Annotated in this window: 29 protein-coding genes; 11 read left to right on the forward strand and 18 right to left on the reverse strand. The window is 64.8% G+C overall.

The features are described from left to right. The first annotated feature begins 95 nt into the window (after window positions 1-95). From CCK87_RS05860 to CCK87_RS05870, 3 genes are read left to right on the forward strand one after another with little or no spacing between them, the layout of a single operon-like run. Window positions 96-389, forward strand: a complete 294-nt coding sequence (locus CCK87_RS05860) for a DUF3099 domain-containing protein (RefSeq protein WP_086460540.1) — start codon at window positions 96-98, stop codon at window positions 387-389. Further along, window positions 386-613, forward strand: a complete 228-nt coding sequence (locus CCK87_RS05865; RefSeq protein WP_086460541.1) for a hypothetical protein — start codon at window positions 386-388, stop codon at window positions 611-613. The genes CCK87_RS05860 and CCK87_RS05865 overlap by 4 nt, the downstream gene beginning before the upstream one ends. Beyond that, window positions 610-1458, forward strand: coding sequence for an SURF1 family protein (locus CCK87_RS05870; RefSeq protein WP_086460542.1), 849 nt, complete (start codon window positions 610-612; stop codon window positions 1456-1458). The genes CCK87_RS05865 and CCK87_RS05870 overlap by 4 nt, the downstream gene beginning before the upstream one ends. An 11-nt stretch (window positions 1459-1469) precedes the next feature. On the opposite strand, the gene CCK87_RS05875 is transcribed toward CCK87_RS05870, so the two are convergent. From CCK87_RS05875 to CCK87_RS05890, 4 genes are read right to left on the reverse strand one after another with little or no spacing between them, the layout of a single operon-like run. Further along, on the reverse strand, window positions 1470-1781 hold the full coding sequence (locus CCK87_RS05875) for a CHY zinc finger protein (protein WP_086460543.1): 312 nt from the start codon (window positions 1779-1781) through the stop codon (window positions 1470-1472). Then, window positions 1778-2377 carry an energy-coupling factor transporter transmembrane component T gene (locus CCK87_RS05880; RefSeq protein ID WP_086460544.1) on the reverse strand — a complete coding sequence of 200 codons (600 nt, stop codon included), beginning with the start codon at window positions 2375-2377 and terminating at the stop codon, window positions 1778-1780. Before CCK87_RS05880 ends, CCK87_RS05875 begins: the two co-directional genes overlap by 4 nt. Further along, complete coding sequence (locus CCK87_RS05885; protein WP_086460545.1) at window positions 2374-3066, reverse strand: ABC transporter ATP-binding protein; 693 nt, start codon at window positions 3064-3066, stop codon at window positions 2374-2376. The genes CCK87_RS05880 and CCK87_RS05885 overlap by 4 nt, the downstream gene beginning before the upstream one ends. 9 nt (window positions 3067-3075) lie before the next feature. Continuing rightward, window positions 3076-3681, reverse strand: a complete 606-nt coding sequence (locus CCK87_RS05890) for a biotin transporter BioY (RefSeq protein ID WP_086460546.1) — start codon at window positions 3679-3681, stop codon at window positions 3076-3078. 73 nt (window positions 3682-3754) lie between these two features. Between CCK87_RS05890 and CCK87_RS05895 the strand changes: the two genes are divergently transcribed. Continuing rightward, complete coding sequence (locus CCK87_RS05895; protein WP_170927170.1) at window positions 3755-4387, forward strand: TetR/AcrR family transcriptional regulator C-terminal domain-containing protein; 633 nt, start codon at window positions 3755-3757, stop codon at window positions 4385-4387. Window positions 4388-4405: 18 nt separating this feature from the next. On the opposite strand, the gene CCK87_RS05900 is transcribed toward CCK87_RS05895, so the two are convergent. The 6 genes from CCK87_RS05900 to sufB form a co-directional block, all read right to left on the reverse strand. Further along, window positions 4406-6004, reverse strand: a complete 1599-nt coding sequence (locus CCK87_RS05900; protein ID WP_086460548.1) for an ABC-F family ATP-binding cassette domain-containing protein — start codon at window positions 6002-6004, stop codon at window positions 4406-4408. A gap of 176 nt (window positions 6005-6180) precedes the next feature. Further along, the gene (locus CCK87_RS05905; RefSeq protein WP_044443352.1) at window positions 6181-6510 is read right to left on the reverse strand and encodes a metal-sulfur cluster assembly factor; all 330 of its coding nucleotides are present in this window, start codon (window positions 6508-6510) and stop codon (window positions 6181-6183) included. 2 nt (window positions 6511-6512) lie between these two features. Beyond that, the gene (sufC, locus tag CCK87_RS05910; protein WP_085486184.1) at window positions 6513-7280 is read right to left on the reverse strand and encodes a Fe-S cluster assembly ATPase SufC; all 768 of its coding nucleotides are present in this window, start codon (window positions 7278-7280) and stop codon (window positions 6513-6515) included. 2 nt (window positions 7281-7282) lie between these two features. Next, a complete protein-coding gene (locus tag CCK87_RS05915; RefSeq protein WP_055781444.1) occupies window positions 7283-7612 on the reverse strand; it encodes a non-heme iron oxygenase ferredoxin subunit in 330 nt (109 codons plus the stop codon). Window positions 7613-7615: 3 nt separating this feature from the next. Further along, window positions 7616-8818, reverse strand: coding sequence for a Fe-S cluster assembly protein SufD (sufD, locus tag CCK87_RS05920; protein WP_249273744.1), 1203 nt, complete (start codon window positions 8816-8818; stop codon window positions 7616-7618). Further along, window positions 8819-10237, reverse strand: a complete 1419-nt coding sequence (gene sufB, locus CCK87_RS05925) for a Fe-S cluster assembly protein SufB (RefSeq protein ID WP_055781442.1) — start codon at window positions 10235-10237, stop codon at window positions 8819-8821. Between the two features lie 304 nt (window positions 10238-10541). On the opposite strand from sufB, the gene CCK87_RS05930 reads away from it, so the two are divergent. Next, window positions 10542-11489, forward strand: a complete 948-nt coding sequence (locus CCK87_RS05930) for a COX15/CtaA family protein (RefSeq protein ID WP_086460549.1) — start codon at window positions 10542-10544, stop codon at window positions 11487-11489. A gap of 147 nt (window positions 11490-11636) precedes the next feature. On the opposite strand, the gene CCK87_RS05935 is transcribed toward CCK87_RS05930, so the two are convergent. Then, window positions 11637-12557, reverse strand: coding sequence for a heme o synthase (locus CCK87_RS05935; protein ID WP_086460550.1), 921 nt, complete (start codon window positions 12555-12557; stop codon window positions 11637-11639). 104 nt (window positions 12558-12661) lie between these two features. On the opposite strand from CCK87_RS05935, the gene CCK87_RS05940 reads away from it, so the two are divergent. The 6 genes from CCK87_RS05940 to pgl all read left to right on the forward strand — a co-directional run bounded on the left by CCK87_RS05940 (window position 12662) and on the right by pgl (window position 20101). After that, entirely contained in the window at window positions 12662-13174 is a 513-nt protein-coding gene (locus tag CCK87_RS05940) for a heme-degrading domain-containing protein (RefSeq protein ID WP_086460551.1), read from the forward strand. 205 nt (window positions 13175-13379) lie between these two features. Beyond that, the gene (gene tkt, locus CCK87_RS05945; RefSeq protein WP_086460552.1) at window positions 13380-15473 is read left to right on the forward strand and encodes a transketolase; all 2094 of its coding nucleotides are present in this window, start codon (window positions 13380-13382) and stop codon (window positions 15471-15473) included. Window positions 15474-15501: 28 nt separating this feature from the next. Next, the gene (gene tal / locus CCK87_RS05950) at window positions 15502-16614 is read left to right on the forward strand and encodes a transaldolase (protein ID WP_086460553.1); all 1113 of its coding nucleotides are present in this window, start codon (window positions 15502-15504) and stop codon (window positions 16612-16614) included. A 185-nt stretch (window positions 16615-16799) separates the two neighbouring features. Continuing rightward, a complete protein-coding gene (gene zwf, locus CCK87_RS05955; RefSeq protein ID WP_086460554.1) occupies window positions 16800-18341 on the forward strand; it encodes a glucose-6-phosphate dehydrogenase in 1542 nt (513 codons plus the stop codon). Then, window positions 18338-19327 (forward strand): glucose-6-phosphate dehydrogenase assembly protein OpcA, encoded by a 990-nt coding sequence (locus CCK87_RS05960; RefSeq protein WP_086460555.1) that lies wholly within the window; start codon window positions 18338-18340, stop codon window positions 19325-19327. The genes zwf and CCK87_RS05960 overlap by 4 nt, the downstream gene beginning before the upstream one ends. A 3-nt stretch (window positions 19328-19330) precedes the next feature. Then, a complete protein-coding gene (gene pgl / locus CCK87_RS05965) occupies window positions 19331-20101 on the forward strand; it encodes a 6-phosphogluconolactonase (RefSeq protein WP_086460556.1) in 771 nt (256 codons plus the stop codon). Between the two features lie 72 nt (window positions 20102-20173). Here the strand turns inward: pgl and CCK87_RS05970 are convergent, their stop codons facing one another. From CCK87_RS05970 to whiA, 7 genes are all read right to left on the reverse strand, one after another. Beyond that, window positions 20174-20539, reverse strand: coding sequence for an RNA polymerase-binding protein RbpA (locus tag CCK87_RS05970; RefSeq protein ID WP_086460557.1), 366 nt, complete (start codon window positions 20537-20539; stop codon window positions 20174-20176). Between the two features lie 9 nt (window positions 20540-20548). Beyond that, window positions 20549-20800 carry a preprotein translocase subunit SecG gene (gene secG, locus CCK87_RS05975; RefSeq protein ID WP_086460558.1) on the reverse strand — a complete coding sequence of 84 codons (252 nt, stop codon included), beginning with the start codon at window positions 20798-20800 and terminating at the stop codon, window positions 20549-20551. A 143-nt stretch (window positions 20801-20943) separates the two neighbouring features. After that, entirely contained in the window at window positions 20944-21729 is a 786-nt protein-coding gene (gene tpiA / locus CCK87_RS05980; RefSeq protein ID WP_086460559.1) for a triose-phosphate isomerase, read from the reverse strand. Further along, on the reverse strand, window positions 21723-22934 hold the full coding sequence (locus CCK87_RS05985; RefSeq protein ID WP_086460560.1) for a phosphoglycerate kinase: 1212 nt from the start codon (window positions 22932-22934) through the stop codon (window positions 21723-21725). Before CCK87_RS05985 ends, tpiA begins: the two co-directional genes overlap by 7 nt. Window positions 22935-22949: 15 nt before the next feature. Continuing rightward, window positions 22950-23957 carry a type I glyceraldehyde-3-phosphate dehydrogenase gene (gene gap / locus CCK87_RS05990; protein WP_086460561.1) on the reverse strand — a complete coding sequence of 336 codons (1008 nt, stop codon included), beginning with the start codon at window positions 23955-23957 and terminating at the stop codon, window positions 22950-22952. A gap of 91 nt (window positions 23958-24048) precedes the next feature. Further along, window positions 24049-24675, reverse strand: coding sequence for a superoxide dismutase (locus tag CCK87_RS05995; RefSeq protein ID WP_086460562.1), 627 nt, complete (start codon window positions 24673-24675; stop codon window positions 24049-24051). A gap of 129 nt (window positions 24676-24804) precedes the next feature. Then, window positions 24805-25782, reverse strand: coding sequence for a DNA-binding protein WhiA (whiA, locus tag CCK87_RS06000; protein WP_044443383.1), 978 nt, complete (start codon window positions 25780-25782; stop codon window positions 24805-24807). Between the last annotated feature and the right edge of the window lie 23 nt (window positions 25783-25805).

Genomic DNA, 25805 nt, shown 5'->3' on the forward strand with positions numbered 1-25805 from the left:
GGGCGTGGATCACTGGCCCGTACCAGCATAGGAGGTGCATACGCGGCGTAGGCTTAGTGCAGCCTTCCGGCTATCGAACCCGAACAGACGAGCGCATGAAACAGCAGTCGATCACCGATCTCCCGCCTTCGCCGGGCGATGAGCGCCGCACGCGCATGATCAAGTACGGCATCGCCATGACCATCCGCATAATCTGCATCGTGCTCATGCTCTTCCTGCACGGCTGGTGGCTGATCCTTCCGGCGATCGGCGCCATCGTGCTTCCCTACTTCGCTGTCGTTCTCGCCAACGTCGGCTCCCCCACCAAGTCCGTCGTGAATCGTCCGGGCGGTGTCGTCGCCATTCCGGGAGTCCGGCCTCCCCGCGATTTCGGCGGTCGCCCCGAATGATCGGCCTCGGACTCGAGCCGAGCGGCTCGGAGTGTTCCCGCGCGGGCTGCCGCGCGGCATCCGATTGGCGTATCGAGTGGCGCAACCCGAAGATCCACGACGAGACCAGGCGAAAGATCTGGCTCGCGTGCGACGAGCACGTCTCGTTCCTTCGCGAGTTCCTCGCCGCCCGTGACTTTCCCCTCGAGGTCATAGCCGAGGCGGATGCGCGGGGTACGGCGTGAACACCGGCTGGCGGTTCCTGCTGAGCTCGCGCTGGGGCGGGTACCTCGCGCTGACAGTGGTGTTCGCTCTCGTGTGCGTGCTTCTCGGTTGCTGGCAGCTGGCGAGGAGGGCGGATGCGCTCGCCGAGAACAATCGTGTCGCCGCCAACTACGATGCCGTCCCCCGGCCGGTGACCGACGTGCTCGACGGGCTGGAATCCTTCGACGAGTCGCAGAAGTGGATGACCGTCTCGCTCACGGGAAGCTATCTCGAGTCGGAGCAACTGCTGGTGCGTAACCGTCCCTCGGGCGGCCAACCCGGATTCGAGCTTCTCGTTCCGTTCCGGCTCGACGACGGCTCGGTCTTCGTCGTCGACAGAGGCTGGCTCCCCACTGGCCAGGAGCAGGACAAGCCGGATGACGTCCCTTCCTCCCCTCAGGGAGAGGTCACTGTCGTCGCGCGTCTGAAGGCGAGCGAGCCGAAGCTCGAGGGGAGGTCCGCCGCGACAGGTGAGATCCCGTCCGTCGATCTTCCGACGATCGCGGAGCAACTGGATCTGCCCACCTATACGGGAGCATACGGCGACCTGGCGAGCGAGACGCCCTCCGCCGACACAGGCCAACTCGAGACGCGACCTCCGGAGGATGAGGGCCCGCACCTGTCGTACGCCTTCCAGTGGTTCGTCTTCGCTCTGCTCGGATTCCTCGGCCTGGGCTACGCGGCCCGCCAGGAGTACCGCTCGCTGAACGCAGACGACCCGGAGGAGAAAGAGCGTGCGGCCGAGCGCGAGCGACGCCGCCAGGCCAAGGCGAAGAGCGACAACGACATCGAAGACGAGCTGATCGATCGGTCTGCCGCACGCTGAGCCGTCTCGACCTACATCTCGAAGTAGAGGTGGGCGTGCAGATCGCAGCGCTCGTTGAACAACGCCAGACAGTGCGGGCAGCGGCTAGTCGTGAGGTAGTCGCTGACGCTGACCTCGGTGGAGCACACTCCGCAGAGAACGGCCTTGGTGTCTCGTTCTCGTTTCGGCCACTGCTCTGCCTGGTGATTCTCTGCTTCTTCATGGCACAGGTGGCACGGATAGTACCGGCCGCAGCAGGCGAACTTGATGGCGACGATGTCTTTGGGCGTTCGGTAGTGAACGCACCGCGTTTCGTCGTCGACCGTCTGGCCCCAGACCTTCACGATTCGATTCCCCGCGCGTTGACCGCATCGGCGAGGTCGTCGGCGTGCTTCAGCGACATGATGAGGAGAGGGACGGCGAACGTGACGCGGTGGGCAGAGATGCCGCGGGCTCGTTGTGCGTCACGCACGGTTGCAGCGAAGCCCGCGATCACGGGGATCGAGGTGATGCTGAGGCCCAGGAGGAGCGCGACGCTCTCGGGGCGTATTCCGACGCGGCGTAGTGGTGACGCTGCGCGTTCGGCCGCGTCGAGAAGGTCGGGGATGCGCGTCGTCATCGTGAACAGGGCCGCGAGGACGAGGATCAGGACCACCCGGGCTGTGTTGCTGACAGCATCGAGAGCGGAAAGAAAGAGCAGCTGGGGTACCAGCATGAAGACGATGACCCATTTGACGGCGAGAATCTGGCTTGTCAGAGCCCGCGCCCCCAGCCCTGCCGCCGCGTAGCCCGTCATAACGAACGTCGCCGCCGCGACCACCTCCAGGAGATGTGTGGTCGTGACCGCGATGACGAGAGACGTCCCGATGAAGCCGATCAGCTTGAGTCCGGGGGGCAGTCGGTGAAGGATGCTCGTGCCCGACCTGTAGACGCTGATCACGCGTGGCTCCTCTCATAGTCCGCGATGACCGTGTCGGGGTCTCCACAGGCGACGAGACGGCCGTGATCAAACCGGAGCGCCACATCGCAGCGTCGTGCGAGGCCGAGGTCGTGCGTGACGAGGACGAGTTGTTGGTGCATGTCGTCGAGGAGGTGATTGCTGATCCGCCGAGTATTCGCGGCATCCAACAGGGCGGTGGGCTCGTCGGCGACGATGAGCTCCGGCTCGCTCACCAGAACCGAGCTCAGGGCCAGTAGCTGCTTCTGGCCGCCCGACAGGCTGTGCGCGGGACCGTCGGCATGGTCGGCGAGACCGTACGTGTCGATCATGCGCGACACGCGTTCATCGATCTCGGTTCGAGACAGCCCGCGTCCCCGAAGCGAGAAGGCGATGTCTTCTGCGACCGTCGGCATGACGATCTGACTGTCGGGATTGCTGAAGATGAATCCCACTCGACGCCTCAGCAACCGCCCTTGGCGGAGCGGGTCGATTCCGTGCACACGCACCTCGCCGTCGCTCGCCGAGGCCAGCCCGTTGAGCAGGCGCGCGAAGGTCGACTTGCCGGATCCGTTGGATCCTATAACGGCGATACGCCGCTGATCGAGGAGGACGGATACGTCCTCGAGCGCGGTCCTGCTGTCGAAGTCGACGGAGACGCCGCGAAACGAGATGAGGCGATCAGGGTTCATCGGATGCCATCATCTGGTCACGCCCGCACCACGAGAACGCGTCGGCGAGATTCTGCGGCTGAACGCGCGCGGGTATGCGCGCCACAGGGTGAGCGTGATGGCCGTGGCGAGCACGGCCTTGACGAGGTCGCCCGGGAGGAAGACCGTGCTGGTCAATGCTGTTTCGGCGAGGGGAAGCCTCGTCACCAGGGCCTGGATCGGAATTCCGAAGGCGTAGACGACAAGGATGCCGCCCGTGACACAGGCTGCTGCAGTGCGCCACCAGGTGGGCCTTGCCGAGCCGGAGAAGGCGATGGCGCCGGTGACGAAGGCGCCGAGAATCCAGCCGATCAGATATCCCGCCGTCGGACCCACGAACACGCCCGCACCTCCCCGGCCGCCCGACAGGAGGGGAAGTCCGACCAGGACCAGCGCTTCGAGAGTCAGCACTGCGGCCGCGCCGCGCCACGGGCCGAGAATGGTTCCGGCCAGCATCACACCCAGCGTCTGCAGCGTTATGGGAACGGCTCCCCCGAAGACGGGGAGTGCACCGGGAAGACCGAGAACCGCGATGAGGGCGGCGAAAGCCGCTACTCGTGTCGTGTCACGCACGTCCCATGTCGCTTGCTTGAACATTTTCCGCCTCCGCTGCGTCCTGAACGCCGTTCACCTGAACAACGTTCATGTTAGCTGGTACGCTGGTGGAACGATGACCACGAATGCCAGCCCTCCGGCAAAATCACAGCGACACTCGCGGGTCGACGTCGTGGAGGCGGCCCTCGCCATCCTCGACGAGTACGGTCTGCCCGATCTGACGATGCGCCGGTTGGCGTCGACCTTGGCCGTTCAGCCCAGCGCCCTGTATTGGCACTTCGAGAACAAGCAGACCCTGCTCGCGGCGGTATCAGACCGAATCGTCAGTGGTGCACGCGTCATCGATCACGGCACATCCGACTGGGCGTCGGCCGTCCGCCTCGAAGCCGAAGCCCTGCGCGACGCCCTGCTGTCGTTCCGAGACGGAGCCGAGGTCGTTCTGAGCTCTCAAGCGCTTGGTCTCGGAGCAGGCGAGGCCCTCACGAGACTCACCGCGGCACTTCACCGGGGAGACTTCGACGAGCGCGTCGAACGAGCCGCCGCCGGGGCGTTTCTGCACTTTCTCCTCGGCCATGTCTCCCACGAGCAGCAGAGGATCCAAGCCGACAGCCTGGGCGTCGTCACCGCCCGACACGAAGCGAAGCCGTCGGATGTGGAGTCACGATCGCGTCAGGAACGCGACTCGTTCGACTTCGGAGTGGCCCTGCTCATCGCAGGACTCACGGTGCAGAGCGACGCTCTGCGCTGAGAGCCGATCGCTCGGTCCTCAGGCCAACGAGATGAGGTCGGCGTAGTCCTTGTTCCAGTGATCTTCGACTCCGTCGGGCAGGATGAGAACGCGTTCCGGATTGAGGGCCTCGACGGCACCCTCGTCGTGGCTCACGAGCACCACGGCGCCCTCGTAGTGAGCCAGAGCGTCGAGAATCTCTTCGCGGCTCGCCGGGTCGAGGTTGTTCGTCGGCTCGTCGAGCAGCAGCACGTTGGCGCCGGAGACCACGATCATCGCCAGGGCGAGTCGAGTCTTCTCTCCACCCGAGAGAACCCCCGCGGGCTTGTGCGAGTCGTCGCCGGTGAAGAGGAACGATCCGAGGACCCTGCGCGCTTCCATCTCGGTGATGTTCGGCGATGATGACACCATGTTCTCGAGCACGCTGCGCTTCACATCGATGGTCTCGTGCTCTTGGGCGTAGTAGCCGATACGCAGTCCGTGGCCCGGCTCGATCTGCCCGGTGTCGGGCTTGTCTGCGCCACCGAGAATGCGTAAGAGCGTGGTCTTGCCAGCACCGTTCAGGCCGAGGATCACGACCTTCGAACCGCGGTCGATGGCGAGGTCGACCGCCGCGAAGATCTCGAGTGAGCCATAGCTCTTAGAGAGATTGGATGCCATGAGCGGGGTTCGTCCGCACGGCGCGGGGGTCGGGAAACGGAGCTTCGCCACGCGGTCGACGGCACGTACTTCTTCGAGGCCGGACAGCATCTTCTCTGCGCGGGCCACCATCTGATGCGCCGCCGCAGCCTTCGATGCTTTTGCACCGAACTTCGCTGCCTGCAGCTGCAGAACCGACGCCTTCTTCTCGACGTTGACGCGCTCTTTCTTGCGACGCTCCTCGTCGGCCGCGCGCTGGCGCAGGTAGTTCTTCCAGTTCATGTTGTAGACGTCGATGACCTGGCGGTTCGCATCGAGGTAGAAGACGCGGTTCACGGTCTCGCCGACGAGTTCGATGTCGTGACTGATCACGATGAATCCGCCGGAGTAGCTCTTGAGGAACTCCCGCAGCCAGACGACGCTGTCGGCGTCGAGGTGGTTCGTCGGCTCATCGAGGATCAGCGTGCGGGCGTCTGAGAAGAGGATGCGGGCGAGTTCGATGCGCCGACGCTGACCACCCGAGAGAGTCGAGAGCGGCTGGTCGAGGATGCGGTCGGGCAGATTGAGGTTCGACGCGATCGAGGCGGCCTCTGCCTCGGCGGCGTAGCCGCCGAGCGCGAGGAACCGATCAGTGAGATTGCCGTACTTGGTCATGCCCTGGGCGCTGATCTTGGGGTCTGAGCTGCCCATGTCGGCGGTCGCCTGCTGCATGCCGAGCACGAGCTGCCCGAGTCCGCGGGCGTCGAGGATGCGAGTGCGGGCCAGATCTTCGGGGTTGCCCGATCTCGGATCCTGGGGAAGATAGCCGATCTCGCCGTTTCGTTCGACCTTGCCGCCATTCGACAGCTGCTCGCCCGCCAAGACCTTCGTGAGTGTGGTCTTTCCTGCTCCGTTGCGACCGACGAGGCCGATCTTGTCGCCATCGGCGACCCGGAACGAGACGTCTTGCATGAGTACCCGTGCGCCGACCCGTAGCTCGAGGTCTTGAACATTCAGCACAGGCACAATCCATTTCTTCTCATACGCTCTCGCGCTGAGTACTTGGGGGAAGAACTTCAGTATAAAACTCGGGATGCCCCGCATCACGGAGCACAGACGAAGGCCCCGATCCGATGTCGATACGGTCGGGGCCTGGGTCGCTCACATCATCGGAGGCTGCAGGGTGGGAAGCACGGCTACATGGAGAAGCCGAGGGCGCGCATCATCTCGCGGCCGTCGTCGGTGATCTTTTCGGGACCCCACGGCGGCATCCAGACCCAGTTGATGCGGAACTGCTCGACGGTGCCGTCGAGAGCTTGGGCTGTCTCCTCCTCGATCACATCGGTGAGGGGGCATCCGGCGCTGGTGAGCGTCATGCTGATCAGCAGGGCGTCGTTCTCGTCGTCCCAGGCGAGATCGTAGATCAATCCGAGGTCGACGATGTTCACGCCGAGCTCCGGGTCCATCACGTCTTTCAGCTTGTCTTCGATCTCGTCGAAGCGCTGCGGGCTGAGTGTCGAGGCCATGGCTACGAGCCGACGTTCACGTTCGAGAGAAAGCGGTCGTAGCCCTCGTTTTCGAGGCGCACGGCGAGCTCGGGGCCACCCTGCTCGACGACCTTGCCGGCGACGAACACGTGCACGAAGTCGGGCTGGATGTACTTGAGGATGCGGTTGTAGTGCGTGATGAGGAGGATGCCGAGGCCGGTGTTCGCCTTGGCGCGGTTCACGCCCTCGGACACGATCTTCAGGGCGTCGACGTCGAGACCGGAGTCGGTCTCATCGAGCACGGCGAACTTCGGCTTCAGCAGTTCGAGCTGGAGGATCTCGTTGCGCTTCTTCTCGCCGCCCGAGAATCCTTCGTTGACGTTGCGCTCACGGAACGACTTGTCCATGCGCAGCTGCGACATCGAGGAGTCGAGGTCCTTGATCCAACCGCGAATGGGCGGAGCCGCACCGTCGATGGCGGTCTTCGCCGTGCGAAGGAAGTTCGAGACGCTCACGCCGGGGATCTCGACGGGGTACTGCATGGCGAGGAAGAGGCCCGCGCGAGCACGCTCGTCGACGGTCATGGTGAGAACTTCTTCTCCGTCGAGCTTCACGGAGCCGCTCTCGACGGTGTACTTGGGGTGTCCGGCGATCGCGTAGGCGAGAGTGGACTTGCCGGAGCCGTTCGGGCCCATGATCGCGTGGGTCTCGCCTTCGCCGATCGACAGATCGACACCCTTCAGGATCTGCTTGGTTCCCTGTTCGGTCTCCACGCTCACGTGGAGATCGCGGATCTCAAGATTCGACATGGCTACACAATCTCTTTCGTTTTGGTCGGGTCGATGTAGACGTCGCCATCCACGATGGTGAGTTCGTACACCGGAACCGGCTCGTAGGCCGGGAGGGTGAGGGGCTTTCCTGAGGCGAGCGAGAACTTCGAGCCGTGGGCCCAGCACTCCAGCGTCTCGCCGTCGACGAAGCCTTCGGCCAGCGAGATGTCGCCGTGGGTGCACGTGTCGCCGATGGCGTGGCACTCTCCAGCCGAGTCCATGACGAGCGCGATGGCCACATTGTCGATGACGACGCGGACCGCTTCGTTCGGGGTCAGGTCGGATACGTTGCAGATGAGTTCGGCGGCCACGGCTCAGATTCCCTGCGCGCGTGTCAGCTCGGCCTCGATGGCAGCCGAGAGTTCCGACTCCACCTGCTCGGAGCCGATCTGGGCGACGATCTCGGCGAGGAAGCCGCGCACGACGAGGCGGCGAGCCTCGTCTTCGGGGATGCCTCGTGACTGGAGGTAAAACAGCTGCTCGTCGTCGAAACGGCCCGTCGACGATGCGTGTCCTGCACCCTGGATGTCGCCGGTCTCGATCTCGAGGTTCGGAATGGAGTCGGCGCGAGGGCCCTCGGAGAGAACCAGATTGCGGTTCTCCTCGTAGCTGTCGGTGCCGGTCGCGTGCGGACCGATCAGCACGTCGCCAACCCAGACGGAGCGTGCGGTGGCGCCCTGCAAGGCACCCTTGTACTTCACACGGCTCTTGGTCTGGGCAGCGACATGGTCGATGTAGACGCGCTGTTCGAGGTGCTGGCCGGCGTCGGCGAAGTACGCGCCGAATGCGCTGCCGTCTGCGCCGGTCTCGACGAGGTGGATGGACGGGTTGACCCGAACGACTCCCCCGCCGAGGCTGATGACGATGTGCCGCAGTCGCGCGTCGCGCCCCACGCGGGCGAAGTGGCTGGCGAGGTGGTTGCTCTCGTCTGTCCACTCCTGAACGGTGACGACGGTGAGCTGTGCCTGGTCTCCGACGACGATCTCCACGTTCTCGGAGAGCTGCGCGTCACCCGAGTTGCTGAGGATGACCAGGCCCTGGCTGAACGGCGCTGCGGTGATGACGGTGTGCGCGGCCCGAGGCGTCTGCCCGAGCTCCGAGCGGATCACGCGGTACTCGTGCAGTTCTTCGCCCGAGACGTCGATGGCCAAGGCCTTCTCGAACGACGACCACGCGTTTGCGCTTGCACGCTCTTCGGGAGCGCCGGCCGTGCCGATTCGCGCATCCGATCGGTCGACCCAGCTCGCTGCGACGCCGGCGACGCCCTCGGGAAGCGCGGTGGCGGGCGCCGAGCCATCGAGTTCGCCCTCGGTGAGCGCGGCGATGCGGGAGATCGGAGTGAGCTTCCACTCGAGCTCGAACCCGGTGACCTTCTCGAAGTCGTCGACGGACGTCGAGGTGAAGCGCTCTGCTCGTGACTGAACGGGCACATAGGCGTCGCCGCCGTCGGAGTGTGCCTTCATGCCGTGTTGATCGGTCTCGATGAGTCCGGTGTTCGCTGTTGGTGCTGCGGACATCTAGCCGACACTGCCTTCCATGCCCATCTCGATGAGCTTGTTGAGTTCGAGTGCGTACTCCATGGGGAGTTCGCGGGCGATCGGCTCGATGAAGCCGCGCACGATCATGGCCATGGCCTCGTCTTCGGGCAGACCTCGGCTCATGAGGTAGAAGAGTTGCTCTTCGCTGACGCGAGAGACGGTCGCCTCGTGGCCGAGCTGCACGTCGTCGACACGGATGTCGATGGCCGGGTAGGTGTCGGATCGCGACTGGGTGTCGACCAGCAGGGCGTCGCAGCGCACGGTGTTGGCCGAGTGGTGCGCGTTCTCTGCCATGCGTACCTCGCCGCGGTAGCCTGCGCGGCCACCGCCTCGAGCGATGGACTTCGACACGATCGACGACTGTGTGTACGGCGCCATGTGGATCATCTTCGCGCCCGCGTCCTGGTGCTGGCCGGGGCCGGCGAAGGCGACGGACAGAGTCTCGCCCTTGGCGTGCTCGCCGACGAGGTAGATCGACGGGTACTTCATGGTCACCTTGGAGCCGATGTTGCCATCGATCCACTCCATGGTGGCGCCCTCGTGAGCGATAGCGCGCTTCGTCACGAGGTTGTAGACGTTGTTCGACCAGTTCTGAATCGTCGTGTAGCGAACGCGGGCGTTCTTCTTGACGATGATCTCCACGACGGCGGAGTGCAGCGAGTCAGACTTGTAGATCGGAGCGGTGCAGCCCTCGATGTAGTGCACGTAGCTGCCCTCGTCGGCGATGATCAGCGTGCGCTCGAACTGGCCCATGTTCTCGGTGTTGATGCGGAAGTAGGCCTGGAGCGGGATCTCGACGTGCACGTTCTTGGGTACGTAGACGAATGATCCACCCGACCACACGGCGGTGTTCAGGGCGGCGAACTTGTTGTCGCCGGCCGGGATGACCGTGCCGAAGTACTCGGTGAAGAACTCCGGGTGCTCGCGCAGTGCCGTGTCGGTGTCCATGAAGATGACGCCCTGGGCCTCGAGGTCTTCGCGGATGGTGTGGTACACCACTTCGGACTCGTACTGAGCGGCGACACCGGAGACGAGACGCTGACGCTCGGCCTCGGGGATGCCGAGGCGCTCGTAGGTGTTCTTGATGTCGTCGGGCAGGTCGTCCCACGTCGTGGCCTGCTTCTCGGTCGAGCGCACGAAGTACTTGATGTTGTCGAAGTCGATGCCGGAGAGATCTGCTCCCCATGTGGGCATGGGCTTGCGCTCGAAGAGCTGCAGCCCCTTGAGCCGGTTCTTCAGCATCCATTCGGGCTCGCTCTTGAGGGCGGAGATGCCCGCGACGACGTCGGCGTCGACCCCGCGTTTCGCGACGGCACCCGCCGCATCGGAGTCGGACCAACCGAATTCGTAAACCCCCAGGTTTTCGAGTTCCGGACGGTCGATTAGTACGTCAGACATGACTTTCTCCCTTCCTCGTTGATCTCAACCCGCGGTCAGCGGCAGGCATTCCAGACCGGGGGTATTTGTGTGATTCGGAACCGATCATCGAAATGATTGCCCGATCACGTTCTCGTGGGGAGAACGCCCGTACTTAGAATGTACTGAGGTCTGGGGGCGTGAGCCCCGCCCAACGCTGGGCGATATGCGCAAAACGCGTTCGAACGCGGATTTCTACAACTTTCAGATTCTACAGGCAATGCCTGCCAGAAAGTAGATCGCTGACCTTTTCACCGACAAGTCTTGACAAGGAACTCTCCCGCTCGTGAAGCGACTCATCGCATTCCTCCCCGTCTCCGTCGGTCGTCCGGTGCGCATCCTGGCGTGGCTCTCGCTCGCCTTCCAGCTGGTGCTCATCGGTACGGGTGGCGCGGTCCGCCTGACAGGCTCGGGTCTCGGATGCCCCACTTGGCCGCGGTGCACCGACTCGTCGTTCGTCTCGACTCCGGAGATGGGCATCCACGGCATCATCGAGTTCGCGAACCGCATGCTCACCTTCGTGCTGGCTCTGATCGTGATCGCGGTGTTCCTGGCCGTGGTGCGTTACTGGAGGGAGCGCAGGGACCTCTTCGTGCTGACGCTGTTGCAGGGTCTGTCCATTCCGCTGCAGGCCGTCATCGGCGGCATCACGGTGCTCACCGGCCTCAACCCTTTCATCGTCGGGGTGCACTTCGTGATCTCGATCCTGCTCGTCGTCAACGCGACGATCCTCGTCTACCGCGTGTATCGAGGCCCTCGCGGAGCTCGACGCGCCGTTCCCCTGTGGTACCTGATCGTCGCTCACATCGCGTCGCTGTTCGTCGCCATCACGGTTGTGGTCGGCATTCTGACCACGGGCTCGGGCCCGCATGCGGGCGACGAGAAGACGCCGCGCAACGGGCTCGACGCCGAACTGCTGCAGCACTTCCACAGCTGGCCCGCCTATGTGCTGGTCGGGCTCACTCTGGTGCTGGTGGTGGCCGCGTGGGTGTTGAAGCTCGACGTTCGCCGCTGGGTGCTGACACTGCTCGCGGTCGAGGCCGTGCAGGTCGCCGTGGGACTCGCTCAGGCAAGACTCGGCCTGCCGCCGCTTCTCGTCGGCATCCACATGGTGCTGGCGGGGCTGCTTGTCGCGGCGATGACGACCGTGGTGCTCTCGCTGCGTTCGACGGCGAACGTCCCGGAATCGGTCGACGACCCGTGGGAGCTCACCTCGGCAGGCCAGCGCTCGTAGCTCGCCGATCCGCCGTCGCTGGTCCAGTAGGCCGCCCGCGGCCGTATCGAGACCACCGGCGGTGACGTCGATACGCCGCTCGTTCCTCGTGGCTACTCAATCACCGCGTAGCTCACGGCTGGCGCCGTCTACTCGGGAGGGAGACGCCTAGAACGGCAGCAGCGGGTCGATCGCCACCGCGAGGAAGACCAGCGTGAGGTAACTGATCGACGCGTGGAAGACGCGCATCGGCTTGACCTCGTGCCCGTGGATGGCACGGTTGTAGAGGCGGTGCGTCTCGTAGATGAACCAGACGCCCGAAGCGAGAGCGACGACGCTGTAGACGATGCCCATCGGTGCCACCGGAATCAGGAGCAGCGAACAGGCCACCGTGGCCCACGCGTAGAGGATCGTCTGGAGTCCGACGACCGCGCGACCGCGTACGACGGCGAGCATCGGCACGTTCGCGGCCTTGTACTCGTCGCGGTATTTCATCGACAGAGGCCAGTAGTGCGGGGGCGTCCACAGGAAGATGACGCCGAAGAGGATGAACGGGGTCCAGCTGAGCGAGTTCGTCACGGCTGCCCATCCGATGAGCACCGGCATGCAGCCGGCGATGCCGCCCCAGACGATGTTCTGCGACGTACGGCGCTTGAGCCACACCGTATAGAGGAAGACGTAGAGCAGGATCGCGATCAGAGACAGCGCCGCGGCGAGAAGGTTGGCGAAGACGGCGAGCCAGACGATGGATGCGACGCCGATGACCCACGCGAACACGAGGGCTTCGCGGTCGGTCAGCTCGCCGGTGACGAGCGGGCGACCCTGGGTGCGCTTCATCACGCGGTCGATGTCGCGGTCGATGTAGCAGTTGAAAGCTCCGGCGCTCCCGGCGCTCAGGGCACCGCCGACCAGAGTGGCGACCACGAGCCAGAGGTTCGGAATGCCGTTCTGCGCAAGGATCATGACCGGCGCGGTCGTCACGAGGAGCAGCTCGATGACCCGAGGCTTCGTCAGTGCGACGTAGGCCTTGGCTTTCGCCGACAGGCTGATCTGCCGCTTTTCTGTGCGGCCCTCTACAGCGACGTTCATTGCTCCTCAGACTGTTGCCGGGCCCCGCGCGGGGCGCGCGCGATCCCGAACCAGTCTAGGCGATCGGTACTCGTCGCTCGCCCGGAGCGGATACCGTGACTGTCATGACAGCACGCGAGCCCGCAACTCCGGAGGAATTCGCGGCCCTTGCCGCGCGCATCGAAGACGAGATCACCCAGCTGCAGGTCGATGCCTTCGGGCCTGCGGATGCTCTGCGACTTGGGTTGATCCTGGTGCGCAGAGGTACTGAAGGCGCCCTCCCAATCGCCATCGACATCCGCCGGGGCGAGCACATTCTCTTCCACGCTGCGCTGGAGGGCGCCCAGGCCGACAACGACGTGTGGATCGCCCGAAAGGCGCGGTCCGTCGAGCGCTACGGCATCCCGTCCCTCCTGCTCGGCACACGCCCGAAGATCGCCGGCAAACGCATCGAGAACGAGGGCTGGTTCGATCAGATGTCCTACGCGGCGCACGGGGGCGGGTTCCCTGTCTCGGTGAAGGGCGTCGGGATGGTGGCCGTCGTGACGGTCTCGGGACTCCCCCAGATCGACGATCACGACCTCGTTGTTGCAGCGTTACGCGAGTTTGTCGAGGGGGGAGGCACGCTGAGCGCGTGATTCCCTATACTTGTACCGGCGACACAGCAGTCGGTGTTTCCTGCGTGTCTTTCTAGCGGAGAAGCCATGTCCACAGTGCCGAAGACGTACCGTGCACTGGTTGTCATTCGCCGGTCTCTCACGCGGTTCTCCCTGCTGCCGATGGCAACACGGCGCCTGACGGGCAAATCTGCCCGGTCTGCAACTAAGAAGGGGCTTATTCCTCGTGGCATCATTCCAATGGACTCCCATTGACGACCAGGCCGTATCCACGGCGAAAGTTCTTGCGGCTGACGCCGTCGAGAAGGTAGGAAACGGGCATCCGGGAACGGCCATCAGCCTTGCCCCCGCCGCGTACCTCCTTTTCCAGAAGGTCATGCGACGCGACCCGAGTGACAACGAATGGATCGGTCGCGACCGCTTCATCCTGTCGGTCGGTCACAGCTCGCTGACGCAGTACATCCAGTTGTACCTCGGTGGCTACGGCCTCGAACTCGACGACCTCAAGGCGCTCCGCACCTGGGGTTCGCTCACGCCCGGCCACCCCGAGTACGGCCACACCGACGGAGTCGAGATCACGACCGGCCCGCTCGGACAGGGTCTGTCCTCCGCCGTCGGCTTCGCCTACGCGTCGCGCTTCGAGCGCGGTCTGTTCGACCCCGAGGCCGAGGCGGGCACGAGCCCCTTCGATCACTTCATCTACACCATCGCCGGAGATGGCGACCTGCAGGAGGGTGTCACGAGCGAGGCATCGTCGCTCGCCGGACACCAGCAGCTCGGCAACCTCATCGCGATCTACGACAGCAACCAGATCTCGATCGAAGACGACACGAATATCGCCTTCACCGAAGACGTGCGTGCTCGCTACGAGGCGTACCACTGGCACGTGCAGGTTGTCGACTGGAAGAAGACGGGCGAGTACGTCGAAGACGTCGAGGCCCTGTTCACCGCCATCGAGGCCGCGAAGGCCGAGACGAGCAAGCCGTCGCTCATCATCCTCAAGACCATCATCGGATGGCCGTCGCCGAAGAAGCAGAACACCGGCAAGATCCACGGATCCGCCCTGGGCGCCGACGAGCTGAAGGGCCTCAAGGAGGTTCTCGGCTTCGACCCCGAGCAGAGCTTCGAGGTCTCCGACGAGGTCATCGCTCACACCCGTAGCGCCGTCACCCGCGGCCAGGCCGAGCACGCCGAGTGGAACGACGCGTTCGACGCGTGGGCCGCCGCCAACCCCGAGAAGAAGGTCCTCCTCGACCGCGTTCTCTCTGGCGACGTACCCGAAGGTCTCGAAGAGGCCCTGCCGGTCTTCGAGGCGGGCAAGGCCGTCTCGACCCGCGCAGCATCCGGCAAGGTCATCAACGCGATCGCGCCGATCATGCCCGAGTTCTGGGGCGGCTCCGCCGACCTCGCCGAGTCGAACAACACGACCATCGAGTCCGGAGCATCGTTCATCCCCGCTGAGCACTCGACGCACGAGTGGACGGGAAACCCCTACGGTCGCGTGCTGCACTTCGGTATCCGCGAGCACGCCATGGGCGCGATCCTCAACGGAATCGTGTTGCACGGCAACACGCGCCCCTTCGGCGGAACGTTCCTCATTTTCAGTGACTACATGCGTCCGGCCGTCCGACTCGCCGCCCTCATGAAGTCCCCCGCCATCTACGTGTGGACCCACGACTCCGTCGCACTCGGAGAAGACGGACCGACCCACCAGCCCATCGAGCAGCTCTCGACGCTCCGCGCCATTCCGGGCCTCGACATCGTGCGTCCCGGTGACGCCAACGAGGTCGCCTACGCCTGGAAGACGATCCTCGAGCGTCGCAACGGACCCGCGGGAATCGCGCTGACACGCCAGAACATCCCCGTGTTCGAGCGTGGCGACGGCGACGCGACCGGCGAGACCTTCGCGTCGGCGAAGAACGTCGCCAAGGGTGCATACGTGCTGGCCGAGGCGCCGAACGGCACGCCCGACGTGATCTTCATCGCGACCGGCTCCGAGGTTCAGATCGCCGTCGAGGCACGCGAGCTCCTCAAGAACGAGGGCATCAACGCTCGCGTCGTGTCGGCACCGAGCCTCGAGTGGTTCGAGGAGCAGAGCGCGGAGTACCGCGAGTCTGTCCTTCCGGCAGCTGTCAAGGCCCGCGTCTCGATCGAGGCCGGCCTCGACCTGACCTGGCGCTCCTACGTCGGAGACCACGGTAAGAGCGTCTCCATCGAGCACTTCGGAGCCTCCGCCGACTACCAGACGCTGTTCCGCGAGTTCGGCATCACCACCGAGCACGCCATCGAGGCCGCCAAGCTCTCGATCTCGTCGCTCTAGACCACACGAATCTTCAAGGAGTACGTACATGACCGATACAACCCCCACCGCTCAGCTCTCCGCAGCAGGCGTCAGCATCTGGCTCGACGACCTGTCGCGTGAGCGCATCACGTCCGGCGGACTCGAGAAGCTGATCGCCGAGAAGAACGTCGTCGGCGTCACGACGAACCCCTCGATCTTCGCCGCCGCCCTCACCAACGGTGAGTCGTATGCGGCGCAGGTCGCCGAGCTCGCCAAGGCTGGCAAGAACGTCACCGAGGCCGTCTTCGAGATCACCACTCAGGACGTCGCGAATGGCTGCGACATCTTCCGCCCCATCTACGACGCCACCAACGGCTTCGACGGCCGCGTCTCGATCGAGGTCGAGCCGGGTCTCGCGAACGACGCTGCAGGAACGACGAAGCAGGCCAAGGAACTCTTCGAGAAGGTCGCGAAAGAGAACGTCCTGATCAAGATCCCTGCAACGATCGCGGGTCTCGAAGCCATCACCGAGACCATCGCGGCCGGAATCAGCGTCAACGTGACACTGATCTTCAGCCTCGCTCGCTACCGCGACGTCATCAACGCCTACCTGACGGGCCTCGAGCGCGCCAAGGCAGCCGGCATCGACCTGTCGAAGATCCACAGTGTCGCGTCGTTCTTCGTGTCGCGAGTCGACACCGAGATCGACAAGCGCCTCGTCGCGATCGGAACCGACGAGGCTCTGGCGCTCAAGAGCAAGGCGGGCGTCGCAAACGCTCAGCTTGCCTACGAGGTCTACGAGCAGGCGTTCTCGACGGAGCGCGCCGCAGGGCTTCTTGCCGCGGGAGCCAACAAGCAGCGCCCGCTGTGGGCATCCACCGGCGTCAAGGACCCGGCTGTGCCCGACACGACCTACGTCACCGAGCTCGTGGCACCCGAGGTCGTCAACACGATGCCCGAGAAGACCCTCGACGCCACATTCGATCACGGCGTGATCACCGGCGACACCATCACCGGCTCGTACGCTGCGGCCAACAAGATCCTCGATGAAATCGCGGCTCAGGGCATCTCGTACGCCGAGGTCACCGAACTGCTCGAGACCGAGGGTGTCGACAAGTTCATCGTCTCGTGGAACGAACTCCTCGAGACGGTCACGACGGCGCTCGAGTCCTCGAAGTGAGTGTCCGGATCGACCTTTCCGGCCCGGTCGTTCGCGCCGGGAAGGTCGATCCGGCCTTCGTCTCCCCAAGACCCGGGCGAGATTCTCATGAGCGGCTCGTCCGACGGGCCGCACCTACCCACCTTGTTCTCCGCGCTTCCTAGCGCCGCAGTAACCCGTCGACCCAGAAGGTCTCAAGGAGTTTCATGCCACCGGTAGAAATCACTCCGGAATACAACCCGCTCAGAATCCCTTCGGATCGGCGGCTCAATCGCATCGCCGGCCCGAGCGGCCTCGTCATCTTCGGCGTGACAGGCGACCTGTCCCGCAAGAAGCTGATGCCCGCGGTGTACGACCTCGCAAACCGCGGTCTGCTGCCTCCGGGCTTCTCGCTCATCGGGTTCGCTCGTCGCGACTGGGAGGACCAGGACTTCGAGCGGGTCGTTCACGACGCCGTCAAGGAGTACGCCCGCACCCCGTTCGATGAGGACGTGTGGCGTCAGCTCTCCGAGGGAATCCGATTCGTCTCGGGAGAGTTCAGCGACGACGAGGCATTCGACCACCTCAAGGAGACCATCGACGCGCTCGATGCCGAGCGAGGAACCATGGGCAACTATGCGTTCTACCTGTCGGTGCCGCCGAAGGCGTTCCCGCTCGTCACCGAGCAGCTGCGCCGTTCGGGGCTCGCGCATCCGGAAGACGGCCAGTGGCGCCGTGTCGTCATCGAGAAGCCCTTCGGCAGCGACCTGAAGACAGCTCGCGAACTCAACGATGTCGTGGAGTCGGTCTTCGCGCCCGATTCGGTCTTCCGAATCGATCACTACCTCGGCAAGGAGACCGTCCAGAACATCCTGGCGCTCCGGTTCGCCAACCAGCTATACGAGCCCATCTGGAACTCGAACTACGTCGACCATGTGCAGATCACCATGGCCGAAGACATCGGAGTGGGCGGACGAGCCGGCTACTACGACGGCATCGGCGCAGCCCGCGACGTCATCCAGAACCACCTGCTGCAGCTCCTCGCTCTCACGGCGATGGAAGAGCCCATCTCGTTCAACGCCGCTGACCTGCGCGCCGAGAAAGAGAAGGTGCTCGCCGCCATCCGGCTGCCGAAGGATCTGGCCAAGCACACCGCACGCGGTCAGTACGCAGGCGGATGGCAGGGCGGAGAAAAGGTCACCGGGTTCCTCGAGGAAGACGGCATGAACCCCGAATCCCTCACCGAGACCTACGCGGCCATGAGGCTCGACATCGGCACCCGCCGCTGGTCGGGTGTTCCGTTCTACCTGCGTGCGGGCAAGCGGCTCGGCCGACGCGTGACCGAGATCGCGGTCGTCTTCAAGAGGGCACCGCAGTATCTGTTCGCCGACAGCCAGACCTCGGCCCTGGGCCAGAACGCCCTCGTCATCAGGGTCCAGCCCGACGAGGGCGTGACGATCCGATTCGGATCGAAGGTTCCCGGCGCCGGCATGCAGGTGCGCGACGTGACGATGGACTTCGGCTACGGCCACGCCTTCACCGAGGCGAGCCCCGAGGCCTACGAGCGTCTCATTCTCGACGTGCTCCTCGGAGACCCGCCGCTGTTCCCCCGCCAGGAGGAGGTCGAACTCTCCTGGAAGATCCTCGACCCCATCGAGGAGTTCTGGACCACCCAGGGACAGCCCGATCAGTATCGCCCCGGAACCTGGGGCCCCGACTCCGCAGACGAGATGCTCGCCCGCGACGGAAGAACCTGGAGGCGACCATGATCGTCGATCTGCCCGATACCAATACAAGCAAGGTCTCGAAGGCCCTCGTCAAGATTCGCGAGGAGGGCGGCGCTGTCGCCCTCGGCCGCGTTCTGACGCTCGTCATCCGCACGGCGCTCGGCCAAGAAGAAGACGCGATCGAGGCGGCCAACGACGCGTCGCGAGAGCACCCCATGCGCGTGATCGTGGTGTCGACCGACGCCGATGACGGAGTCAAGTCGGGTCGCGGCGCACGACTGGATGCGCAGATCCGCGTGGGCGGCGACGCCGGCGCGAGCGAGGTCATCCTGCTGAAGGCCTACGGTGCCGCGTCGAGTGACGAGGAGGGCCTAGTCACGGGTCTGCTCCTGCCCGATGCCCCCGTGGTCGTGTGGTGGCCGGGCGACGCGCCTGAGTCCCCATCGACATCCGACCTGGGCCGCATCGCACAGCGCCGCATCACGGACTCGTCGAACAGCTCCAACCCCAACGAGACCCTCCGCACGCTGTCGAGCAACTACTCCCCCGGAGACACGGATTTCGCGTGGACCCGGCTGACACTGTGGCGTGCACAGCTCGCCGCAGTTCTCGACCAGCCGCCCTTCGAGCCCGTCACGGCCATCGAGGTCTCCGGCGCGTCGGATTCCCCGTCGACCCTGCTGCTCGCAGCGTGGCTGCGTCATCAGCTCCAGGTTCCCGTCGACTACGGAATCTCCTCACGCGCGAACGGATCCAGCGGAATCCACGGAGTGAAGCTCTCGCGCTCGTCCGGCGTCATCGAACTCGAGCGTTCGGTTCCCAACGTGGCCACCCTGGTTCAGCCCAACCAGCCGCTGCACGACCTGGCGCTCCCCCGTCGGTCGCTCCGCGACTGCCTCGCCGAGGAACTGCGCCGTCTCGACCCCGACGATCTCTACGGTGAGGTGCTCACCCGGGGCGTTCTCGAGCTCGGCGAGCCGGACTCCGACGCGTCGGCGGATGCAGCCACGACAGCGGAAGTGCGTTAGGCGATGACGAACGAACGCCGTGTGCTGATCCATCCCGACAAGGCTTCCCTGTCGGGATCCGTGGCGGCGCGATTCATCACGAAGATCATCGACCTGCTCGAAGATAGAGATGCCGTCAACGTCGTCCTGACAGGCGGCTCCGTCGGCACGGCGGTGCTCGCGGCCATCAACGCCTCACCCGCCAGAGACAGCGTCGACTGGAACAGGGTGAGTTTCTGGTGGGGCGACGAACGGTTCGTCTCCCGCGATGACCCCGAACGCAACGAGCTGCAGGCGCGCGAGGCGTTGCTCGATCACATCGACGTCCCGGCCTCTCAGGTGCACGCGTTCCCCTCGACGGACGACATCGCGGACATCGACGAGGCAGCGGCCGCGTATGCGCTCGAGCTCCTCGAGGCAGGCGACGGCAAGGACTATCCGAAGTTCGACATCACTTTTCTCGGAGTCGGTCCGGACGGGCACATCGCGTCGCTCTTCCCCGGCCAAGAGGCGGTGCGGGTGACCGGCGCCACGGTGGTTGCGGTACGGGAGTCCCCCAAGCCGCCGCCGCAGCGTCTGAGTCTGACTCTGCCGGTCATCAGGTCGTCGGATCGCATCTGGCTCGTCCTTGCGGGATCCGACAAGGCGTCGGCGCTGGGCCTGGCTCTTGCCGGCGCCAGCATCGACGAGGTTCCCGTCGCGGGAGCAGAAGGACGCCGTCGCACCGTGTTCTTCGTCGACAAGGATGCGGCATCCGAGGTGCCCGAGTACTTGATCACGCCGACCTACTACTGATCGGCGCGCGGATACGACGAAGCCCCCTGGCACTGCCAGGGGGCTTCGGCGTTGTCTCTGTCTATCGAGAAGCTATGAGGCCGTCGTCGTGCCGCGTCTCGCGCGAAGCTGCGTCAGGGCGTCTTCGAGGAGCTGCGCTGCCTCTTCTTCGGTACGACGCTCTTTGACGTAGGCCAGGTGGGTCTTGTAGGGCTCGAGCTTGACCACCGAGGGCGGGTTCTCTTTGTCGCGCCCTGCAGGAAGACCGGACGACGGGCAGTCGATGGTCTCGGGAATCTCGTCTTCGGGCAGTGTCGCCGCGAAGTACTTGACCGTCTCGTTGCCGAGGGCGTCCCAGTAGGAGACTTTGATTCGATCGGCGTGGAAGCCCCGATCCTGTTCGCCCATCGGGCCTGCGCCCACCCGGGACCCACGAATTGCACTGCCGCCTGAAGCCACGAGGTTCTCCTAGATTCCGGTATCGAATTTGGTGATGAGGCCGAGGACCACGATGCACGTGACCCAGACAAGGCCGAGAATCACGGTGATGCGGTTGAGGTTGCGCTCCGCGACGCCAGACGCGCCGAGGTTGGAGGTGACGCCTCCGCCGAACATGTCGGAGAGGCCCCCGCCGCGACCGCGGTGAAGAAGGATGAGGAGGGTCAGAAGGAGGCTCGTGATACCGAGCAGCACCTGTAGAACGACCTGAAGGATCTGCACGAATTGCCTCTCAAGAATGATGGCCGACCGGTGTGAAGTCAGACCAACGTCAATTATACCTGTACGTCGCCGCTGTGACGCACCATGACTTGCAGCGGCGCACAAAAGGCCGGCCCGGATGAGGGGCCGGCCTTTCGAGATGCCTAGAAGGCGTGCTTCTGGTACCGGATGATGCTGGCGAACTCGGCCAGGTCGAGGCTCGCGCCGCCGACGAGCGCGCCGTCGACGTTCGGCTGCTTCATGAACCCGCCGATGTTCGTCGACTTGACCGACCCTCCGTAGAGGATCCGCGTCTTCGCGGCGACGTCGGAGCCGAGAGTGGCCTCGATGACGCCACGCAAGGCCGAACACACGGCCTCTGCCTGCTCGGGCGTCGCCGCCTGCCCCGACCCGATCGCCCACACGGGCTCGTAGGCGACCACGATGTCGGATGCCGACTGCACAGACGACAGCGCGGCCGTGAGTTGTGCGACCGGTACAGCCGACGGACCGTGCTTCTCGAGGTCATCGGCAGTCTCTCCGACACAGATGATCGGAACGATACCGTTGGCGATCGCCGCCGCGGTCTTCGCCGCGACGATCTCATCGGTCTCTGCGTGCAACGTACGGCGCTCCGAGTGTCCGATGATCACGTAGCGGCAGTCGAGCTGCTTCAGGAACGCGCCTGAGATCTCGCCCGTATACGCGCCGCTCGCGTGCTGCGACACGTCTTGCCCGCCGTAGGCGAGCTCGAGCTTGTCGGCCGAGATGAGCGTCTGCACGCTGCGGAGGTCGGTGAACGGCGGGAAGATGGCCGCTTCGACGTCGGCGAAGTTGTGCCCCGCGTCCTTCAGGCTCCACGCGAGCTTCTGGACGAAGGCGATCGCCTGGAGGTGATCCAGGTTCATCTTCCAGTTACCCGCGATGAGCGGCGTTCTGTTGACTACCATCCGAGGACCTCCAGTCCGGGCAGGCGCTTGCCTTCGAGGAACTCGAGACTCGCACCACCGCCAGTTGAAATATGGCCGAACTGATCATCGCTGAAACCGAGTGCCCTGACGGCGGCGGCCGAATCTCCGCCGCCGACGACACCGAGGCCGTCGACACGGGTCAGGGCTTCGGCCACGGCACGCGTGCCTTCCGCGAACGGCGCTAGTTCGAAGACGCCCATCGGGCCATTCCAGAAGACCGTCTTCGACTCGGCGATGATCCGCGCGAATTCGGCTCCCGTCTCCGGGCCGATGTCGAGTCCTAGACCGGTCTGACCGAACGGCGTCTCCTCGATCGTTTCAGCACTGGTGACGGTGTGTTCTGCATCGGCGCCGAATTTGGATGCGACGACGACGTCGGTCGGCAGGACGATGCGGATACCGCGTTCCTGCGCCTCGGCCAGGTAGCCCTTGACGGTGTCGATCTGGTCGCTCTCGAGCAGGCTTCCACCCACGCGGAAGCCCTGCGCGGCGAGGAACGTGAAGAGCATTCCTCCACCGATGAGCAGGGTGTCGACCTTGGGAAGCAAGTGGCCGATGACGCCGAGCTTGTCGGAGACCTTCGAACCGCCCAACACGACCGTGTACGGTCGGGCCGGGTTCTCTGTCAACTTCTCGAGCACGTCGAGCTCTGCAGCGATGAGGAGTCCCGCCGCGCTGGGAAGAGCTGACGCCAGCTCGTAGACGCTCGCCTGCTTGCGATGGACGACGCCGAAACCGTCAGAGACGAAAGCGTCTCCGAACTCGGCGAGCTGGGCCGCGAACGACGCCCTCTCGTCTTCGTTCTTGCTGGTCTCCGCGGCGTTGAACCTCAGGTTCTCGAGCAGCGCGACGTCGCCGTCTTCGAGGGAGTCGACAGCCTCGCGAGCACTCGCGCCGACCGTGTCGCCGGCGAAAGCGACAGGCTTGCCGAGAAGCTCCGAGAGGCGCTGGGCGACCGGCTCGAGACTGTATCGGGGATCGGGTGCACCGTCAGGCCGACCGAGGTGGCTGAGGAGGATTACCCGAGCGCCCTGGTTGACCAGGGCGTTGATGGTTGCCAGAGACGCTCGAACGCGCCCGTCGTCGGTGATGACCCCGTCTCTCAACGGAACATTCAGATCACACCGAACGAGGACGCGTTTTCCCGTGAGGGAGCCGAGCGAATCCAGAGTGCGCAGAGTCACAGTGGATTCCTCGTATTACAGGCGGTCGGCGACGTACTCGGTGATGTCGACGAGACGGTTGGAGTAGCCCCACTCGTTGTCGTACCACGACGCGATCTTGACCTGGTTGCCGATGACCTTGGTGAGGCCGGCATCGAAGATCGACGAGTGCGGGTCGCCCTGGATGTCGCTCGAGACGATGGGGTCTTCGGTGTACGACAGGATTCCCTTGAGTTCACCGTTGGCCGCGTTCTTGTAGGCCTCGTTGACCTGCTCGACGGTGACCGTCGAGCTGGTCTCGACCGTGAGGTCGGTGATCGAACCGGTGATGACGGGGACGCGGAGGGCGTAGCCGTCGAGCTTGCCGACCAGCTCGGGGATGACGAGGCCAAGGGCCTTGGCCGCACCGGTCGAGGTCGGAATGATGTTGGCAGCGGCGGCACGGGCGCGACGGAGGTCGCTGTGCGGGCCGTCCTGCAGGTTCTGGTCTGCGGTGTAGGCGTGAACCGTGGTCATGAGACCGCGCTCGATGCCGAAGTTGTCCATGAAGACCTTCGCCAGCGGGGCGAGGCAGTTCGTGGTGCAGGAGGCGTTCGAGATGATGTCGTGGATGGCCGGGTCGTACGTGCCCTCGTTCACACCGAGCACCAGGGTCGCGACGTCGGAGCCTGTAGCGGGAGCGGAGACGATGACCTTCTTGGCGCCTGCGGCAATGTGCTTGCGGGCGTCTTCGGACTTCGTGAAGCGACCGGTCGACTCGATGACGATGTCGACACCCAGCTCGCCCCAGGGCAGGTCGGAGGGGTCGCGCTCGGCGAGCACGAGGATCGGCTTGCCGTTGACGATGATGTTGTCGCCGTCGAGCTCAACCGTTGCGTCGAGACGACCCGAGATCGTGTCGTACTTGAGGAGGTGCGCGAGGGCCTTGTTGTCGGTGAGGTCATTGACCGCGACGATCTCGAGCTCGCTGCCCTTGGCCAGGGCTGCGCGGAAGTAGTTACGCCCGATACGACCGAAGCCGTTGATACCGATCTTTACAGACACGTGAAGTTCTCCATGAATCGTGTGGCCCCGCGGGGCTGGGTGGGTGAAACTGATGGCGCGCCGGGCCGTGGGGCCCGGCACGCCGTCGTCGCTACGACAGTAGCAGGAGGCCCGAGGTCTTTTCGCGGGCCGTCTGGAAGCGCGTGGCGACGTTCTGCCAGTCGACGATGTTCCAGAATGCCTTCACGTAGTCGGCGCGCACGTTCTTGTAGTCGATGTAGTACGCGTGCTCCCACACATCGAGCATCAGAAGAGGCACGGTGCCGGCCGCGAAGTTGGACTGCTGGTCGAAGAACTGCTGAATGATGAGGCGCTGTCCGATGCTGTCCCAGGCGAGGACAGACCAGCCCGAGCCCTGGACGCCCAGGGCGGTCGCGGCGAAGTGCGCCTGGAACTTGTCGAACGATCCGAAGAAGTCGTCGATAGCCGCGGCCAGTTCGCCGACGGGCTTGTCTCCCCCGTTGGGAGACATGTTCGTCCAGAAGATCGAGTGGTTGACGTGGCCGCCGAGGTTGAAGGCGAGGTCTTTCTCGAGCTTGTTGACCGCGCCGAGGTTCTCGGAGTCGCGGGCTTCGGCGAGCTGGGCGAGCGCGGTGTTCGCGCCGGTCACATAGGCCTGGTGGTGCTTGGAGTGGTGCAGCTCCATGATGGTGGCGCTGATGCTGGGCTCGAGCGCCGAGTAGTCGTACGCGAGCTCTGGAAGGGTGTATTCAGCCATCGATATCTCCTCGAATAAGGCGCCGCTCGGTGATCCCGGACGGCTGTGAGTGACCTGATCAGTCTACTGAGGTCAACGGACAGGGCCCTGAAAACTTCCTGTCGCCTCGGTATCGTGCAGATGAATGCGTCAGTCGTCGAGATCTGGCGGAAGGTTGGCGTCGGTGCCGGGGATGCCCAAGTCGCTCGCCTGCTTGTCGGCCATCGCGAGAAGACGCCGGATGCGCCCGGCGATCGCGTCTTTGGTCATGGGCGGGTCGGCGTGGTGACCCAGTTCATCGAGACTCGAGTCTCGGAAATTCAGACGCAGATCGCCCGCGTACTTGAGGTGGGGCGGCACGTCCGGCCCGAGGATCTCGAGCGCGCGCTCCACGCGGGAGCACGCGGCCACTGCGGCTTGCGCCGAACGCCGGAGGTTGGCGTCGTCGAAATTGACGAGCCGGTTCGCCGTCGCTCGGACCTCACGGCGCTGGCGCAGGTCTTCCCATCGGGAGACGGCGTCGGCGGCGCCCATGAGCGAGAGCATGCGCGCGATCGCCTCGCCGTCGCGGATCACGACGCGGTGCACTCCCCTGACCTCGCGCGCCTTCGCCTGCACGTGGAGTCTCGCCGCGGCCCCGACCAGGGCCATCGCAGACTCGTTTCCGGGGCAGGTGATCTCGAGCGCCGCCGACCGTCCCGGATCGGTGAGCGTGCCGTTGGCGAGGAACGCGCCCCGCCACACGGCGGAGAGTTCCTCTTGCGAGCCCGTGGTGAGCCGGTTCGGAAGGCCGCGGATCGGCCGACGACGCGCATCCAGCAACCCGGTCTGTCGGGCGAGCGTCTCGCCGCCGTCGATGACGCGCACGAGATACGTGCCCGTGCGTTTGGTGCCCGACGCCGAGACGTGCGAGACCTCGCCTCTGATGCCGTAGAGCTCCGCGAGGTCACGGCGAACGCGCTTCACCAGGTCGGGGGTGTCGAGCTCGGACTCGATCGCGATGCGATTCGAGATGAGGTGGAGACCGCCCGAAAAGCGCAGGATGGTCGCCAGCTCGGCGGCCCGGAGTGTCGTCTTCTTGGCGACGACGCGGGTCAGTTCTTCTTTGACATCGGCAGTGAGAGCCAATCTCTATCCATTCGTTCGTGCGG

The sequence above is a fragment of the Agreia sp. VKM Ac-1783 genome, from assembly GCF_900177765.1.
In the GTDB taxonomy this organism is placed as follows: Bacteria; Actinomycetota; Actinomycetes; order Actinomycetales; family Microbacteriaceae; genus Agreia.